Below are 14,799 nucleotides of genomic sequence, written 5' to 3'. Positions count from 1 at the left end.
GGCGTTTAACTCTACGAGTACAGCGCTACAGGGAGGTGCAGGGTGAACGGGCGAACGGTGCTCGAGCGCTTTCCCGCCGGTGGGCCGCGTGGCTCCTGGCCGGCGGAGGAGTTCGCGCAGGCGCGGCGTCTGGAGGGCCTGCCTGCGGAGGTCGTCATGGACCTCGCGACGGACATGTTCCTGGTGATCGTGCGCAGCGGGGACGGCGCCGACGCCACGGCGTGACCGGCCGGCTCAGCCCGCCTTCGGCGCCGGTACCTTCGGGACCGGCCTGACCGCCGTGGGGGCCTGGGCGAACTGCTCCGCCTGGAGCGCGTACAGCTCGGCGTAGAGCCCGCCGGTGGCGAGCAGCTCGTCCGGCGTCCCGGACTCCACGAGCCGGCCCTGGTCCAGGACGTGCACCAGGTCCGCATGGCGCACGGACGCCAGCCGATGCGTGATCAGCACGACCGTCTGGCCGCTGTCGGCCAGGGCGCGGATCCGCTCGAAGACCTCCAGCTCGGCCCGGGCGTCCAGGGCCGCCGTCGGCTCGTCCACGATCAGGATGCGGCCCCTGCGGTAGGCCGCCCGGGCGATGCCGAGGCGCTGCCACTGGCCGCCCGACAGCTCGTGCCCGCCGCTGAAGTTGCGGGCCAGCAGCGTGTCCAGGCCGCGCGGCAGGTCGGCGACCACCGTCTCCGCCCCGGCCTCGGCGATCGACGCGGCCAGCCGCTCCTCGCAGACGGGCGCCGACGTACGCCCCAGGGCGACGTTCACGCGGGCCGTGAAGGGCCACCGCTTGAAGTCCTGCGCGACCATCGCGATCCGCTCGGCCAGCAGGTGCCGGTCGGCGGTCGCCGCGTCCACGTCGTCCCACAGGATCCGCCCCTTCTCCGGGGTGTAGAGCCCGGCGAGCAGCTTGACCAGGGTCGTCTTGCCCGAGCCGTTCTCCCCGACCAGCGCCACGATCCGGCCCAGCGGGAGAGTGAGGGTCACGTCGTCGAGGGCGGGACGCGCCGAGTCGCCCGGGTAGCGGAACGTGACGTTCTCGAACCGGATCTCCCGCGGGTTCTCCGGCAGGGGCCGGCCGCCCTCGGGAATCGCCCGCTGCGCCGCCTCCGCGTACAGCCGGTGCAGGTCGCCGACGAAGAGCGCCTCCTCGTGCAGCGCGTTGACCTCCACCACGAGCGTGTCGAGGCTCTGCGAGCCGGTCCGGATCGCGATCACGGCCGTACCCGCCACCGACAGGGCCATCGCCCCCGCCAGCAGCAGCCCGCCGAGCGTCGCGTACGTCGCCACCGTCGCCAGACCCGTCCACGCCGCCGCGATCAGACCGGTGCGGGCGGCGAGCCGGGCGAGGCGGGCCTGCTCGGCCTCCGCCGTCTCCGACATGGCGCGGAAGTGCCGCAGCAGGAAGGAGCCCACGCCGTGCACCCGGATCTCGGGGGCCGCCTCGGGCTCGATGAGCAGGTTGCCGAGCAGTCGTCCGGCGCGGGCGTGCTGCACCCAGGCGTGGAAGGACTCGTAGCGCCGCCGGGCGACGGTCAGCGCGCTCCAGGCGCTCGGCAGCGTCATCGTGACCAGCAGCGGCAGCAGGGCAGGGTGCAGCACGGTCAGCACGCCGGCGGCCGCGACCAGCGAGATCATCGCGTTGATCACACGCGTCCCGTACGCGATCATCCGGCGGGCGGAGGCGGCGCCGTACTGCGCGGTGTCCAGCAGCTTGTGGAAGGCGTGGTCCTCGATCGCGGCCAGCTCCACGGCCGCGGCCCGCTCCAGGTACTGCTCGGTCGCGACCCGCTCCACCTTCGGCTCCAGCCGGCCGGTGGCATACGTGCTGGCGGCCCGCAGCAGGGCCACGAGCAGCATGACGACGGCCACCGTGACCAGCGCGGGGACGGCTCCGCGCAGCCGGTCCTCGATGGCACCGTCGCCCATCAGCCGGGCCAGCACGCTGTTGACCGCGAGCAGCGCCACCGCCTGCGCCACGCCCCGGCCCGCCTCGGCGGCCAGGACGACCCGCGCGGCGCCCTTGTCGGCCTGCCGGGCGAGCCGGAGGCTGGACGCCAGCAGGGACGGCAGCCGCGTGATCATGGCACGGAAGTTCAGCTCCAGGAACGCGTCGGCGTGCTGGTTCCAGCCCATGTCGTAGCGCAGCGGCCCGCCGAAGAGCAGCCGCTCCGACTCGGACACCTCCGGCGCGGTCCGCTTCTTCGCCACCGTCGACCGACCTCCCGCTCGTGGCCCGTTCATGGATGAACGGTCACTATTGCGGTGCGGTGCCCGCCCGGGCAGGGCGCAGCCCGGGGCGCCGGATGCGCGCGGGCGCACGACCTGGCCGAAGGCCACACGGGACGGCGCGGGGTGGCGCGGAGTGGTGGTGCGGGGGAGCGGTGTTGTTCGGCCGCTGCTGGTGCTGGGCTGCTGCTCGGGTGTCGGGTGCCGGCCGGTTGTTCCCGGTTCTTACGCGCTGACCGACCGTGACCAGGCCGGGGACGTCCCGGTCACCCGGCACAGGGCCAGGTAGAGCGGTATCGGCGGGGTGTACGGAAGCGTGCCGTCCGGGCGGTGGATCAGGTCGGGGATCTCCGGGGCGTCCGGGACGACGGCGCCGGTGGCGTAGTGCGCGGGGGCCGGCCACTCCAGGGCGTGGTCGGAGTCCGACGGCACCAGCCACCACCAGGTCGTCCCGTCGGCGTAGACGCAGCCGACCCGGGGCAGCCGGGGCATGACCAGCGGGCCGAAACGGGCGGGTACGGCGACCGCGTCGCAGCCGAGCGGGGCGGTCATGCCCTCGGGCACCGGCAGGCGCAGGGACGGGCCCGGCGTGCGCAGCCCGCGCCGGAGGCGGACCAGGGTGTCCAGGTTCAGCACGCGGCCACCGGGGCCGGGCCTCATGCCGGGCCTCGCTCGCGGCGCCGCTGCTGGGCCGGGACTCCCGACGCGCCCCGGGCGTCGCGCGCCCGGTGCTGGTTCCAGTTGCCGTTGCCGGTCTGGCCCAGGTTGCCCTTCTGGCCCACGTCGCTGTTCCGGGCCAGGTCGCTGTTCTGGCCCAGGTTGCCGTTCCGGGCCAGGTTCCCGCTCTGGTCCCGGTTGCTGTTCTGGGCCTGGTTCCCGCTCTGGTCCCGGTTGCTGTTCTGGGCCTGGTTCCCGCTCTGGTCCCGGTTGCTGTTCTGGGCCAGGTTCCCGCTCTGGTCCCGGTTGCTGTTCTGGGCCTGGTTCCCGTTCTGATCCCGGTCGCCGTTCTGGTTCCGGTCGCCCGAGTCGTCGGACGGGCCCGGCTTCGGGCGGGTGCCCCAGCCCAGGTCGTCCCGGGGCCCGGCAGGATCGCGCGGAGCCTCCGTCGTGCGCGGCAGCTCGGCCCAGACCAGCAGTCCGGGGCCGTGTTCATGAGCCCCCCAGGCGTGGCAGAGGGCGTCGACGAGAAGCAGTCCCCTCCCGTGCTCCTCCTCGGGCCGTGTCCGCGCGGCGGCGTGCGGCTGGCCCGGGGCGCAGCCCTCGTCGCGCACGGCTATCCGCACCAGGTCGTCACCGTCGTGCAGCTCGCACACGATCTGCGTGCTCGCCGTGTGCACGATGGCGTTGGTGACCAGCTCGGACACCACCAGGGCCGCGCTGTCGCACGTGTCCTCGCACACCGACCAGCCGGTCAGCCGGGCCCGCGTCAGCCGTCTGGCCTGTGCGGGGGAACCCGGGTGCGCGGCCAGCTCGAAACGGAACCGGCGCGCGGCGGCGGCCCCGAGGGGACCGTCTCCGGCGCCGAGGCCGGGAAGGCCTGCGGCGGCGTCTGTTCCTAAGGGCGGGGACGGAATCACGCTTGCCACTATCGCCCCGCCGGGAACACTTGGCAAGTGTCACTCTGAAAATTGCAGAGTGCTGTGTGACGGTCTGGAAGGCCGTGGCACACTGCTCGCAACAGCACCCCGCGCGGCGCCAGTTGAGATCGTCGAAGATTCGTTCGAAAGAAGCGTTCGGATCGGCACTTCGAAAAGGTCTTCGAATGGCGCCGCAGGGCTGTCAGCGTTCTTTTGTGGCCGGCTCGTCAGAACTCTTGGTGGAGGTGGAGCGTGAGCGAACCGCGGTCCGCGCCGACTGTCGGGCAGGTCGTCCTCGGCCGGCGCCTGCTGGACCTGCGGGAACGCGCCGGGATGAAGCGCGAGGAGGCCGCCCGCGTCCTCCGTGTCGCCCCCGCCACGGTCCGCCGTATGGAGATGGCCGAGGTCGCGCTGAAAATCCCGTACCTGCAGCTGCTCCTGAAGGCCTACGGAATCTGCGACGAAGAGGCCGACGCCTTCGTCCAGCTGGCCGAGGAAGCGAACAAACCCGGCTGGTGGCAGCGCTTCCACGACATCCTGCCCGGCTGGTTCTCCATGTACGTGAGCCTTGAGGGCGCGGCCGGCGTCATCCGCAGCTACGAACCGCATTTCGTGCCCGGCCTGTTGCAGACCGAGGAGTACGCGCGCGGAGTGCTCCGCTCCGGCGCCATCGGCCAGACCAGCCCCGAGGACATCGAGCGCCATGTCGCCCTGCGCATGCAGCGCCAGGACCTGCTCACCCGCGAGGACGCGCCCCGGCTGTGGGTCGTGATGGACGAGACCGCGCTGCGGCGGCCGGTCGGTGGGCCGGAGGTGATGCGGGCCCAGATCGACAGGCTGCTCGAGGCCTCGGAGCTGCCCAACGTCACGCTGCAGGTCGCCCCGTTCGCGAGCGGGCCGCACCCGGGCACGTACGGGCCGTTCGTGCTGTTCCGATTCGCCATGCCCGAACTGCCGGACATGGTCTACAGCGAGTACCTGACCGGCGCGGTCTACCTCGACGCGCGCGCCGAGGTGGCGACCCACCTCGAGGTCATGGACCGCATGGCGGCGCAGGCCGCTACGGCACATCGCACGAAGGAGATCCTCCGGGATCTCCGCAAGGAGCTGTGAATGGATCGCATCAAGCCGCGCAAACACGTCTACAACGGCATGCCCGCGCGCGACTTGGGCAGCGAAGGCTGGCACAAGCCGTGGAGCGGCGGCAACGGAGGCAACTGCCTGGAGGCGATGAAGCTCGCCGACGGCCGGATCGCGGTCCGTCAGTCCACCGACCCGGACGGTCCGGCGCTGATCTACACCACCGCCGAGATGACGGCTTTCATCGAGGGGGCGAAGGCGGGGGAGGCGGACTTCCTGCTGTCCTGATGTGGTGCGGTTTCTCTCGCTCGACTTCCTATCGATTCCCTGTCGGTGGTGCTGAATTGACCACCCTTTGTGTCTTACGGAGTGCCTCATGACCGGGCAGGACCCCACCTCGGCCGTCAGGATCGACACGACCAGACCCCATCCCGCGCGGATGTACGACTGGTACCTCGGCGGGAAGGACAACTACCCGGTCGACGAGGAGATGGGCCGCCAGATGCTCGGCCTCGACCCCAGGGTGCCGGTGATGGCGCGCGTCAACCGCGCGTTCATGCACCGGGCCACGCGCTGGCTGGCCCACAGCGGCGTACGCCAGTTCCTGGACATCGGCACGGGCATCCCGACCGAGCCCAACCTCCACCAGGTCGCCCAGGAGATCGCCCCCGACGCCCGGGTCGTCTACTGCGACAACGATCCCATCGTGCTGGCCCACGCGGCGGCCCTGCTGCGCGGCACGGACGAGGGGGCGACCGAGTACCTCCAGGCCGACGTCCGCGACCCGGACGCCATCCTGGAGGGCGCGAGGAAGGTCCTGGACTTCACCCGGCCCGTCGCGCTGTCGCTGATCGCGCTGCTGCACTTCGTCCCCGACGAGGACGGCGCGCACGACCTGGTCGGCCGGCTGCTCGCCGAACTGCCCTCCGGCAGTTACCTGGTGATCACCCACGCGACGGCCGACTTCACCCCGGAGGAGTCGAAGGCGGCCACCGAGAAGCTGCGTGCCGCCGGCGTCACGCTGGCCCTGCGCTCCCGCGCGGAGTTCACCCGCTTCTTCGACGGCCTCGACCTCGTCGAACCCGGCGTCGAGGTGCCCCACCGCTGGCACCCGGAGCTGGGCGAGCCCGTGCCCGGGCAGGACGACGGGGTCGTCCCGGGGTACGGGGCGGTGGCCCGCAAGCCGTAGCCCCGGGTTGTGTGACGGGCCGGTCAGGGCGGCGGCAGTGCACCGCACAGCGCCTCCAGGGCCGGCCCGTAGGCGTGCTCGGAGGGCGTCGCGTACCCGACGACGAGACCGTCGCCAGCCGGCATGTCCGTCTCCGGGTGCCGGAACGCGGCGAGGCCGTCGAGGGCGATGCCCTGCCAGGCGGCGGCCTTGACCGCCGACGCCTCGGTGCCGGGCGGCAGCCGCAGCACGGCGTGCAGCCCGGCCGCGACACCGGTGACCTCGATGTGCGGCGCGTGCTCGGCGAGCGCCGTGACGAGCCGGTCCCGGCGGCTCCGGTACCGCTGCCGCATCCGCCGTACGTGCCGGTCGTACGCCCCCGACGTGATGAAGTCCGCCAGGCACAGTTGGTCGAGGACGCTCGCCCACGCCTCCCGGTCCCCCTTGACGGCCCGTACGGCGTCGACGTACCGCTCCGGGAGCACCATCCAGCCCAGCCGCACCGCCGGTGACAGGCTCTTGCTGACCGAGCCGATGTGGAGCACGCGCTCGGGGTCGAGCCCCTGGACGGCGCCGACGGGCTTGCGGTCGTAGCGGAACTCCCCGTCGTAGTCGTCCTCCAGGACCAGCCCGTCCCGCGCGCGTGCCCAGTCGATGACGGCGGCCCGGCGCGCGGGGTGCAGCGGGCCGCCCGTCGGGAACTGGTGCGCCGGCGTGAGCAGCACGGCCCGCTCGCGCCCCAACCGGTCGACCCGCGCGCCGTGTTCGTCGAGGGGCAGCGGCACGGTCCGCACACCGGCGGCGGCCAGGACCTCCCGGTGGAACCCGAGCCCGTACGCCTCCACCGCGAGGGGCCCGCGCAGGACACCCCCGCCGAACAGCAGCCGCAGCGCGTGCGCGAAGCCGGAGCAGATCACGACCCTGCCGGGCTCGGTCCGCACGCCCCGCGCGCGTGCCAGGTACTCCGTGAGCGCCTCCCGCAGCTCCACCCTGCCGGCAGGGTCGCCCGGCCCGAACACCTCGTTGGGCGCCTGCTGCAGCGCCCTGCGGTAGGAGGCCAGCCAGGCGGCGCGCGGGAACCCCGAGATGTCCGGGGTGCCCTGCGTCAGGTCGTGCCGGGGGCCACGCGCGCGTGCAGGCGACTTCTTGGGCAGGCGGGCGGCGGGCCGCAGCGGTTCCGCCCGCTCCGCGACCCGCGTGCCCGAGCCCTGCCGGGCGGTCAGCCAGCCCTCCGCGACGAGTTCGGCGTACGCGTCGGCGACCGTGTTGCGGGCCACACCGAGGTCGGCGGCGAGCGAGCGGTACGGCGGCAGCCGCGTGCCCGGAGCGAGCCGCCCGCTGCGCACGGCCTCCCGCAGGGCCCGGATCAGCGCCGCGCGCCGACCCCCCCGACCGGTCAGCTCCAGATGGAGGTCGGCCCCGATCCCCTCCGCCGAATTGACCCAGGAATCCGCCATGGAAATGCACCCTACAGTGGGTCTTTCCGGCCCGTAGGTTGAACGGCATGACGACGAACACGAGCACGACCACCACCCCCGTGAAGGCGCCCCGGCTGGAGTTCGCCAAGTCCGCCCCGAAGGCCTTCCGGGCCCTCATCGCCTTCGACGCCGCCGCCCGGGAGGGCCTCGACCCGGCCCTCGTCGAACTGATCCAGATCCGCGCCTCGCACCTCAACCACTGCGCGTACTGCCTTCACATGCACACCAACGACGCCCGCAAGGCCGGCGAGAGCGAGGACCGGCTGCACATGGTCGCCGTGTGGCGCGAGGCCCGCCACTTCTTCACCGAGCGGGAGCAGGCGGCCCTCGCCCTCACGGAGGCGGTGACGCTGGTCGCCGACGCCGGTGTCCCGGACGACGTCTACGCCGAGGCCGCCGCGCGGTTCGACGAGCGGGAACTGGCCCAGGTGCTCGCCCTGATCTTCACGATCAACACGTGGAACCGGGTGGCGCTGTCCACGGGGAAGGTGGCGGGCACGGACGAGAGGTGATCCGGGTCTGCTGCACGGCCATGGGCCGGCCGTAGGGGCCGATCGGCGGCTACACCGTCATGGGCCGGTCGTAGGGGCCGATCGGGGCCGGCAGCGTCGAACTGCCCGTCAGATGACGGTCGACTGCTGCCGCCACCGCCCGCCCCTCGGCGATCGCCCAGACGATGAGCGACTGGCCCCGGGCGGCGTCCCCCGCGGCGAACACGCCGGGCACGTTCGTGGCGAAAGCGGCGTCCCGCGCGATCGTGCCGCGGGGGTCCAGCTCCAGCCCCAGTTGGTCGACGAGCCCGTCTCGCGGGTCGGGCCCGGTGAAGCCGAGGGCGAGCAGCACGAGGTCGGCGGGGAGCGTGCGCCCGGTGCCGTCCACCGGGCGGCGCCGCGCGTCCACCTCGACCAGGTGCAGCGACCGCACCCGACCCTCCGCGTCGCCCTCGAAGCGCAGCGTGGACGCCGCGAACAGCCGCGCGTCCGCGTCGGCCACCGGCGCGGTCCGCAGGTCACGCGCCTCCTCGTGCGCGGCGGACAGCCGGTAGAGCCGCACCGGATACGTCGGCCAGGGCTCGGCGTTTTCGTCGCGCTCGGCGCCCGGCAGCGCGTAGATGTCCAGCTGCGTCACGGACGCGGCGCCCTCCCGTACGGCCGTGCCCAGGCAGTCCGCCCCGGTGTCGCCGCCGCCGACGATGACGACGTGCTTCCCGGCGGCCGACAGCGGGGACGACTCCAGGTCGCCCTCGCAGACCCGGTTGGCCAGCGGCAGGTACTCCATCGCCTGGTGAATCCCCGTCAACTCACGCCCCGGAACAGGCAGGTCACGCCATGCCGTCGCCCCGGTCGCGATCACCACGGCGTCGTAGCGCGTCCGCAGCTCGTCGGCCCCGATGTCCCGCCCGACCGCCGTCGACGTGCGGAACTTGGTCCCCTCGGCGCTCATCTGTTCCAGTCGCCGCTCCAGATGGTGCTTCTCCATCTTGAACGCGGGGATGCCGTACCGCATCAGCCCGCCGAGCCGGTCGTCCCGCTCGTACACCGCGACCGTGTGCCCGGCCCGGGTCAGCTGCTGGGCCGCGGCCAGCCCGGTGGGGCCCGAACCGATCACCGCGACCGTCTTGCCGGACAGCCGCTCCGGCGGACGCGGCGGCGCGAAGCCCTCCTCCCACGCCCGGTCGGCGATCGCGCACTCGACGTTCTTGATCGTGACGGCCGGCTGGTTGATCGCCAGCACGCATCCCGCCTCGCACGGCGCCGGGCACAAGCGACCCGTGAACTCCGGGAAGTTGTTCGTGGCGTGCAACCGGTCGGCGGCGGCCCGCCAGTCCTCCCGCGACACCAGGTCGTTCCACTCGGGGATCAGATTGCCCAGCGGACAGGCTTCGTGGCAGAAAGGGATGCCGCAGTCCATGCAGCGATCGGCCTGCTTGCCGATGATCGGCAGCAGCGCCCCGGGGACGTAGACCTCGTTCCAGTCCCGGACCCGTTCCTCGACCGGCCTGCGCGGCCAGTCCTGGCGGGGCGTGGTCATGAAACCCTTGCGATCGGCCATGGCCGTCTTCCTTGCGTACGCGTGTGACAGGCCGTGCGTCGTCGGGCGGCACGTGCGGCACTCCTTTCGCCACGATACGTCCGCCTCCGGGCCGGTGCCTGTCGCCGTATGGCGCGGGTGTCGGTCGTGTGGCGCGGGTGTCGGTCGTGTGGGGCGCGGGCCTCAGCCGTATGGCGTGTCAGGCGTGTCAGCCGTGTCGCGCGGCGTCAGGTGAGAGCCAGCACGTACGCCAGGGCGGCCCCGGCCGAGGCGACCGTGCGGACGTGGTTCCACATCGTCCACTCGCGCACGTACGCCGGCCAGTACGCGGCGGCCTCCGACGTGCCCGGCTCCAGCTTGGCCAGCGCGTCGTTGCGCGGCACGTTCGCGACCATGGTGAGCCCGAACGAGCCGAACAGGTACAGCGCGCTGCCCACCAGCAGCTCCACCGTCCCCTCCTCCGGCCACAGTACGAACGTCACCACGGCTATCACCGCGCACAGCACGGCCGAGCCCAGGAACACGGCCATGAAGGGCGGTGTCACCGCGGCCACGTTGATCGCCCTCATCGCGGCGACCCCCTGTGCGGGGGGCAGCTCGGCGAGGCCCCGCATGACGAAGGTCGAGAAGCCGCAGAACACCCCGGCCACCAGTCCGGTCCCGAGCACACCCAGCACCGTCAGCCAGAGGTACGGTCCGTCGATCATGTCAGCCTCTCCCGCCCGTCGAGCCGGGATCCTGCCCGGCACCCTGCCTCACCACAAGTGAAATCCCGCACGAACACAGCGACCATCGCCGAGCGGCGCGGGGACATACGGCAGCGTCCAGCGCCCGGGCGACCACCGAACAGCCGTGCCCGGCGCCCCTCATGTCACCCCGCGGAACCGAGCCCCGCCTCGGTCCACCCCCTCAGCACCGTTTCCACCGCCGCCGATATCCGCCGCCGCGCCTCGTGCCGCGGCACACCGCTCATCAACAGCCGGTCGTACGGCGTGTCCAGATGCCGTACGGACGCCACCACCGCCGAGGTCACCGCCCCCTCGGTCAGCGCCCGCCCCGCCGCGCTGCGCCCGACCCGGCCGCTGCCCCGCTCCGAGGCGTGCGCGGCGATGGCCCGCGCCCGGTCGGGCGGGCACCCCGGGAACAGCCGCCGTATCTCCCTCGCGAACGCCTGAGCGAACAGTTCGTCCTGAGCCTCCCGCCGCCGCGCGTCCCGCGTCCGGCGCCGCCGTCGCGCCTCCGCGTCCGCGAGACACCGCTGCTCGGCCCTGGCGAGCGCCGCCTCCTCGACCAGGACGCCCTGCCGCTCGTAACGGCTCTTGCGCCGGTTGAACCGCACGACCACCGCCGACAGCGTGCTCTCCTCCCGCGCCCTGCGCGTCAGCGCCGTGTCGCCGCGCGGCAGGAACACCAGATGTCCGAGGTCGGCGCAGTCGAGGCAGCGCGGGCCACTGTCCTCCAGGACGAGCAGCGGCAGCGGCCCCCGCCGGCACTCGGCGCAGTGCCGCCGCTTCAGGGGCTGGAAGACGAGCGGTCCGGGGAGCGGCGGGAGCGTTGCGCGAGGGGCCATACGGGGTTCATTCCCCCTGACGACAGTGGGCACCACGTGCGCCGCGGGAGACGGTGGCGGCCGCCGGGACGCCCCGCAGCGGCCTGACGCATCATGGGCCGTGTGCGACTCGAAGCGATCACCTGGGACCGGCTCGGCGACCTGCTCGCCGAGCGCCTGCTCGACCTGGAGCCCGCCGACGGCAGCCCCTGGCCGCGCGTCGCCTTCGACGGCGCTCCGGCAGCCCGCCCGGGCGACCTCGCCCAGCGGGTCTCGGAAGCGCTGCGCGTGCGGGGCCGCTCCTCGCTCGTGGTGGGAACGGACGGCTTCCTGCGCCCCGCCTCCGTGCGCCTGGAGTACGGCCACCGGGACGTCGAGGCCTACTACAGCGGCTGGTACGACACCGGCGCCCTGTGGCGCGAGGTGTTCGGCCCCCTCGACGCCGACGGCGACGGCCGCGTCCTGCCCGACCTGTGGGACCCGGCCGCCGACCGGGCGACCCGCAGCCCCTACGTCCAACTCCCGCCAGGCGGCTTCCTGTTGCTGCACGGACCCTTCCTCCTTCGGCACTGGTTCCCCCTCGATCTGAGCGTCCACGTCCTGCTCTCCCCGGGCGCCCTGCGCCGCCGCACGCCCGAGGCCGAGCACTGGACCCTGCCGGCCTTCGAGCGCTACGAGCAGGAGACCGACCCGGCGGGCACGGCCGACGTCCTGGTACGGGCCGACGATCCTCGCCACCCCGCGTGGGGTGGCTGAGCGGCATTCCGGTCCGGCGGCTGTCCGGCCGAGCGACTGTCCGGTCGGGCGGCCGGGGAAGCCACGGTGAGGCGCGCGGGGCGTGGCGCGGCTGCGGGCGGTGCGTCGGCGCGGGGCCGCTTGCGCGTCACTCGGCTAGGACGGCGTCCCGTGTGCGGGCATCCGCCGGCACGGCGAGAATGGCGGGAATGAAGGGCGCCGGGACTCGCGGTGCGTCCGGCGCCGCGCCGGCCGTCCGGCACCGGGAGGTACCCCCATGACCACCGCCGGAGACATCATGCACCGCGGCGCCCAGTGGATCCCCGCCCACGAGACCCTCGACCGCGCCGCCCAGCTCATGCGCGAACTGAACGTCGGCGCCCTGCCCATCAGCGACGAGAACGAGCGGCTCTGCGGCATCCTCACCGACCGCGACATCGTCGTCGGCTGCGTCGCCATGGGGCACGACCCCGCCAGCGTCACCGCGGGCGAGATGGCCAAGGGCACCCCCCGCTGGATCGACGCGGACGCCGATGTCAGCGAGGTGCTCCGCGAGATGCAGGAACACCGGATCCGCCGGCTGCCCGTCATCCAGGACAAGCGCCTCGTCGGCATGATCAGCGAAGCCGACCTCGCCCGGCACCTGGCGCACGACCAGATCGCCTCCTGGGCCGAGAGCGTCTACGCCAGAACCACTCCGTAGGTCACCCCCACAGGGCTCTCGCGCGGGTCACCCATTGTCAGAGCCACCCGCTGCGCCGGAACGCCCGGTACAGCGCCAGGCACGCGACGGATATCACGCCGAGGACCATGCCGTAGCCGTACCTCCAGTGCAGCTCCGGCATGTGGTCGAAGTTCATGCCGTACACCCCGCAGACCATCGTCGGCACGGCGATGATCGCGGCCCACGCCGTGATCTTCCGCATGTCCTCGTTCTGCGCGACCGTGACCTGCGCGAGGTGCGCCTGCAGGATGGAGTTGAGCAGCTCGTCGAAGGCGGCGATCTGCTCCTTCGCCCGCAGCAGGTGGTCCGAGACATCGCGGAAGTACGCCTGTATCTCGGGGTCGACCGCGCGGATCGGCCGGGTGGCGAGCTCCTCCAGCGGCCGGCTGAGCGGCACCACCGCCCGCTTCAGCTCCAGCAGTTCACGCTTGAGCTGGTAGATGCGCCCCGGGTCCGCCCGCGCGCCGTCCGCCGCGAACACGTCCGTCTCGACCTGGTCGATGTCCTCCTGCACCGCGTCCGTGACGCTCAGATAGTCGTCGACCACATGGTCCGCGATCGCGTGCAGCACCGCGGACGGGCCCTTGGCGAGCTGCTGCGGGTCGGACTCCAGCTCCTCGCGCAGCGGACCCAGCGAGCCGTGCCGGCCGTGCCGCACCGTGATCGCGAAGTCGTGGCCGACGAACACCATGATCTCGCCGGTGTTCACCACCTCGCTGGTGGCCGTGAGCTCCTCGTGCTCCACGTAGCAGACCGTCTTGAACACCGCGAAGAGCGTCTCGCCGTAGCGCTCCAGCTTGGGGCGCTGGTGGGCCTCGACGGCGTCCTCCACCGCCAGGGGGTGGAGGTCGAAGAGCTCGGCGATGCCCGCGAACTCCTGGTCCGTCGGCTCGTGCAGACCGAGCCAGACGAAGCCCTCCCGGTGCTTGCGCACCCGCTCCACGACGTCCACCAGATCGCCGCGCGCGGGGATGCGGACACCGTCCCGGTACGTCACGCAGTTCACCACCGAGGAGCCCAGCGGGGACCGGGCCGGGTGGCTCAGGTCGACGCGCGGGCGTCGCCGGGCCAGCCGGGCCACCCTGCGGAGGCCGCCGACCCCGCCGAGGCTCGTGACCTTCCGCAGATTCCCTGCCATGGACATCCGCATCTCCTTGCGTGGAACTCCTCGCGCCGTTCCTGCGCCTTGGCGCGTCAGTCTGCCAGGCCGACGTGAGCTGCGGGTAAGCCTGTGGAAACGGCTCGTTCCGCTTGGTTCCCGGCTGTGGACAACGCCGCGCCGCCACCCCGATACACCGACGTGTGCGGGCCGCGGAGCGGTTCTCGGCGCCGGAGCGTTGACGCGGTTCTTCATACCGGTGCGTCGACCATTACCGACAAGTGGGGCAACTGGGATGATCGCGGCATGACGCGAACCGATGGGTACCTCCTCGACAACCGGCGGCCCGAGGCGGCAGAACACTTCAGCGCCTTCGCCGCGCTCTTCGACCCCACGACGTTCCGGCATCTCGAAGCGCTCGGCATCGGGTCCGGCTGGCGGTGCTGGGAGGTCGGTGCCGGTACCTCCGTGGTGTCCTGGCTGGCGAAGAAGGTGGGACCGACCGGACGCGTCGTCGCGACCGACACCGACACCGCACGGCTCGCCCCGGCCGCCCGGCCGCCCGTCGAGGTGCGCGTCCACGACCTCGGCGCGCAGGACCCGCCGGGGGAGGGCTTCGACCTGGTGCACGCCCGCCTCGCCCTCGTCCACGTCACCGACCGGGAGCAGGCCTTGCGGTCCATGGTCAGGGCCCTGCGCCCCGGCGGTCGGCTCCTCGTCGAGGACGCCGACCCCGGCCTCCAGCCCCTGCTCTGCCCCGACGAGTACGGGCCCGAGCAGCAGCTCGCGAACCGGCTGCGGCAGGGCTTCCGCAAGCTGCTCGCCGACCGCGGGACCGAACTCCCCTGCGGCCGCACCCTCCCGCGCCTGCTCCGGGAGGCCGGTCTGACCCGGGTCCACGCGGACGCCTACTTCCCCCTCGTCTCGCCGGCCTGCGCGGCCCTGGAGTCCGTCACCATCCGCCAGATCCGCGACCAGCTGGTGACCGCGGGCCTCGCCACGGACCAGGAGATCGACCGGCATCTGGCGAACGTCACGTCCGGAGCGCTTGATCTGACGACGGCACCGATGATCTCGGCGTGGGGGCGCAAGCAGTCGGAGGCGCCGTGAGCCGGGCCGCGTCGGTCGGTCGGGTACGCAC

At 72.9% G+C, this 14,799-nt stretch carries 15 protein-coding genes and 1 pseudogene; 8 read left to right on the top strand and 8 right to left on the bottom strand.

The window, feature by feature from the left end; translation table 11 throughout:
* Nucleotides 1-42: 42 nt before the first annotated feature.
* Nucleotides 43-225, top strand: a complete 183-nt coding sequence (locus C1703_RS09140) for a hypothetical protein (protein ID WP_003989511.1) — start codon at nt 43-45, stop codon at nt 223-225.
* Nucleotides 226-234: 9 nt separating this feature from the next.
* Here C1703_RS09140 and C1703_RS09135 read toward each other — a convergent pair whose 3' ends face one another.
* The 3 genes and pseudogenes from C1703_RS09135 to C1703_RS09120 all read right to left on the bottom strand — a co-directional run.
* Nucleotides 235-2,232, bottom strand: coding sequence for an ABC transporter ATP-binding protein (locus C1703_RS09135; protein WP_114251429.1), 1,998 nt, complete (start codon nt 2,230-2,232; stop codon nt 235-237).
* A gap of 210 nt (nt 2,233-2,442) precedes the next feature.
* Complete coding sequence (locus C1703_RS09130; protein ID WP_114251428.1) at nt 2,443-2,877, bottom strand: hypothetical protein; 435 nt, start codon at nt 2,875-2,877, stop codon at nt 2,443-2,445.
* A gap of 356 nt (nt 2,878-3,233) precedes the next feature.
* Nucleotides 3,234-3,803: pseudogene (locus tag C1703_RS09120) on the bottom strand (ATP-binding protein); the annotation flags it as partial.
* Nucleotides 3,804-4,046: 243 nt separating this feature from the next.
* Between C1703_RS09120 and C1703_RS09115 the strand changes: the two are divergent.
* The 3 genes from C1703_RS09115 (at nt 4,047) to C1703_RS09105 (ending at nt 6,063) form a co-directional block, all read left to right on the top strand.
* Nucleotides 4,047-4,907, top strand: a complete 861-nt coding sequence (locus tag C1703_RS09115; protein ID WP_114251427.1) for a helix-turn-helix transcriptional regulator — start codon at nt 4,047-4,049, stop codon at nt 4,905-4,907.
* Nucleotides 4,908-5,162 (top strand): DUF397 domain-containing protein, encoded by a 255-nt coding sequence (locus tag C1703_RS09110; protein WP_030246665.1) that lies wholly within the window; start codon nt 4,908-4,910, stop codon nt 5,160-5,162.
* Nucleotides 5,163-5,250: 88 nt separating this feature from the next.
* Complete coding sequence (locus C1703_RS09105) at nt 5,251-6,063, top strand: SAM-dependent methyltransferase (protein WP_114251426.1); 813 nt, start codon at nt 5,251-5,253, stop codon at nt 6,061-6,063.
* A gap of 23 nt (nt 6,064-6,086) precedes the next feature.
* Here the strand turns inward: C1703_RS09105 and C1703_RS09100 are convergent, their stop codons facing one another.
* Nucleotides 6,087-7,499 carry a PLP-dependent aminotransferase family protein gene (locus C1703_RS09100; protein WP_114251425.1) on the bottom strand — a complete coding sequence of 471 codons (1,413 nt, stop codon included), beginning with the start codon at nt 7,497-7,499 and terminating at the stop codon, nt 6,087-6,089.
* Nucleotides 7,500-7,546: 47 nt separating this feature from the next.
* Between C1703_RS09100 and C1703_RS09095 the strand changes: the two genes are divergently transcribed.
* Nucleotides 7,547-8,032 (top strand): carboxymuconolactone decarboxylase family protein, encoded by a 486-nt coding sequence (locus C1703_RS09095; protein WP_114251424.1) that lies wholly within the window; start codon nt 7,547-7,549, stop codon nt 8,030-8,032.
* A 49-nt stretch (nt 8,033-8,081) separates the two neighbouring features.
* On the opposite strand, the gene C1703_RS09090 is transcribed toward C1703_RS09095, so the two are convergent.
* From C1703_RS09090 to C1703_RS09080, 3 genes are all read right to left on the bottom strand, one after another.
* Nucleotides 8,082-9,572, bottom strand: a complete 1,491-nt coding sequence (locus C1703_RS09090; RefSeq protein WP_114251423.1) for a glutamate synthase subunit beta — start codon at nt 9,570-9,572, stop codon at nt 8,082-8,084.
* Between the two features lie 206 nt (nt 9,573-9,778).
* Nucleotides 9,779-10,258: an anthrone oxygenase family protein gene (locus tag C1703_RS09085; RefSeq protein ID WP_114251422.1), complete on the bottom strand. Its 480-nt coding sequence runs from the start codon at nt 10,256-10,258 to the stop codon at nt 9,779-9,781.
* Between the two features lie 164 nt (nt 10,259-10,422).
* Complete coding sequence (locus tag C1703_RS09080) at nt 10,423-11,121, bottom strand: DUF2293 domain-containing protein (protein ID WP_114251421.1); 699 nt, start codon at nt 11,119-11,121, stop codon at nt 10,423-10,425.
* 93 nt (nt 11,122-11,214) lie between these two features.
* Between C1703_RS09080 and C1703_RS09075 the strand changes: the two genes are divergently transcribed.
* Together C1703_RS09075 and C1703_RS09070 are read left to right on the top strand one after the other, a co-directional pair.
* Entirely contained in the window at nt 11,215-11,856 is a 642-nt protein-coding gene (locus C1703_RS09075; RefSeq protein ID WP_198678122.1) for a uridine kinase, read from the top strand.
* Nucleotides 11,857-12,112: 256 nt separating this feature from the next.
* The gene (locus C1703_RS09070) at nt 12,113-12,538 is read left to right on the top strand and encodes a CBS domain-containing protein (protein WP_114251420.1); all 426 of its coding nucleotides are present in this window, start codon (nt 12,113-12,115) and stop codon (nt 12,536-12,538) included.
* Between the two features lie 37 nt (nt 12,539-12,575).
* On the opposite strand, the gene C1703_RS09065 is transcribed toward C1703_RS09070, so the two are convergent.
* Nucleotides 12,576-13,703 (bottom strand): magnesium and cobalt transport protein CorA, encoded by a 1,128-nt coding sequence (locus tag C1703_RS09065; RefSeq protein ID WP_114251419.1) that lies wholly within the window; start codon nt 13,701-13,703, stop codon nt 12,576-12,578.
* Nucleotides 13,704-13,964: 261 nt separating this feature from the next.
* Here C1703_RS09065 and C1703_RS09060 point away from each other — a divergent pair, with 261 nt between their 5' ends.
* Nucleotides 13,965-14,768 (top strand): methyltransferase domain-containing protein, encoded by an 804-nt coding sequence (locus C1703_RS09060; protein WP_114251418.1) that lies wholly within the window; start codon nt 13,965-13,967, stop codon nt 14,766-14,768.
* The last annotated feature ends 31 nt before the right edge of the window (nt 14,769-14,799 follow it).

It is taken from the genome of Streptomyces sp. Go-475 (assembly GCF_003330845.1).
Classification (GTDB): Bacteria; Actinomycetota; Actinomycetes; order Streptomycetales; family Streptomycetaceae; genus Streptomyces.
The sequence above is the reverse complement of the archived record's forward strand: the minus strand, read 5'-3'. Positions and strand labels throughout refer to the sequence as shown.

Excerpts from the sequence above, each read along its gene's own strand:
- C1703_RS09135 (WP_114251429.1), bottom strand. The coding sequence starts at position 2,232 with ATGAACGGGCCACGAGCGGGAGGTCGGTCGACGGTGGCGAAGAAGCGG.
- C1703_RS09130 (WP_114251428.1), bottom strand. The coding sequence starts at position 2,877 with ATGAGGCCCGGCCCCGGTGGCCGCGTGCTGAACCTGGACACCCTGGTC.
- C1703_RS09110 (WP_030246665.1), top strand. The coding sequence starts at position 4,908 with ATGGATCGCATCAAGCCGCGCAAACACGTCTACAACGGCATGCCCGCG.
- C1703_RS09105 (WP_114251426.1), top strand. The coding sequence starts at position 5,251 with ATGACCGGGCAGGACCCCACCTCGGCCGTCAGGATCGACACGACCAGA.
- C1703_RS09100 (WP_114251425.1), bottom strand. The coding sequence starts at position 7,499 with ATGGCGGATTCCTGGGTCAATTCGGCGGAGGGGATCGGGGCCGACCTC.
- C1703_RS09095 (WP_114251424.1), top strand. The coding sequence starts at position 7,547 with ATGACGACGAACACGAGCACGACCACCACCCCCGTGAAGGCGCCCCGG.
- C1703_RS09090 (WP_114251423.1), bottom strand. The coding sequence starts at position 9,572 with ATGGCCGATCGCAAGGGTTTCATGACCACGCCCCGCCAGGACTGGCCG.
- C1703_RS09085 (WP_114251422.1), bottom strand. The coding sequence starts at position 10,258 with ATGATCGACGGACCGTACCTCTGGCTGACGGTGCTGGGTGTGCTCGGG.
- C1703_RS09080 (WP_114251421.1), bottom strand. The coding sequence starts at position 11,121 with ATGGCCCCTCGCGCAACGCTCCCGCCGCTCCCCGGACCGCTCGTCTTC.
- C1703_RS09075 (WP_198678122.1), top strand. The coding sequence starts at position 11,215 with ATGGGCCGTGTGCGACTCGAAGCGATCACCTGGGACCGGCTCGGCGAC.
- C1703_RS09070 (WP_114251420.1), top strand. The coding sequence starts at position 12,113 with ATGACCACCGCCGGAGACATCATGCACCGCGGCGCCCAGTGGATCCCC.
- C1703_RS09065 (WP_114251419.1), bottom strand. The coding sequence starts at position 13,703 with ATGTCCATGGCAGGGAATCTGCGGAAGGTCACGAGCCTCGGCGGGGTC.
- C1703_RS09060 (WP_114251418.1), top strand. The coding sequence starts at position 13,965 with ATGACGCGAACCGATGGGTACCTCCTCGACAACCGGCGGCCCGAGGCG.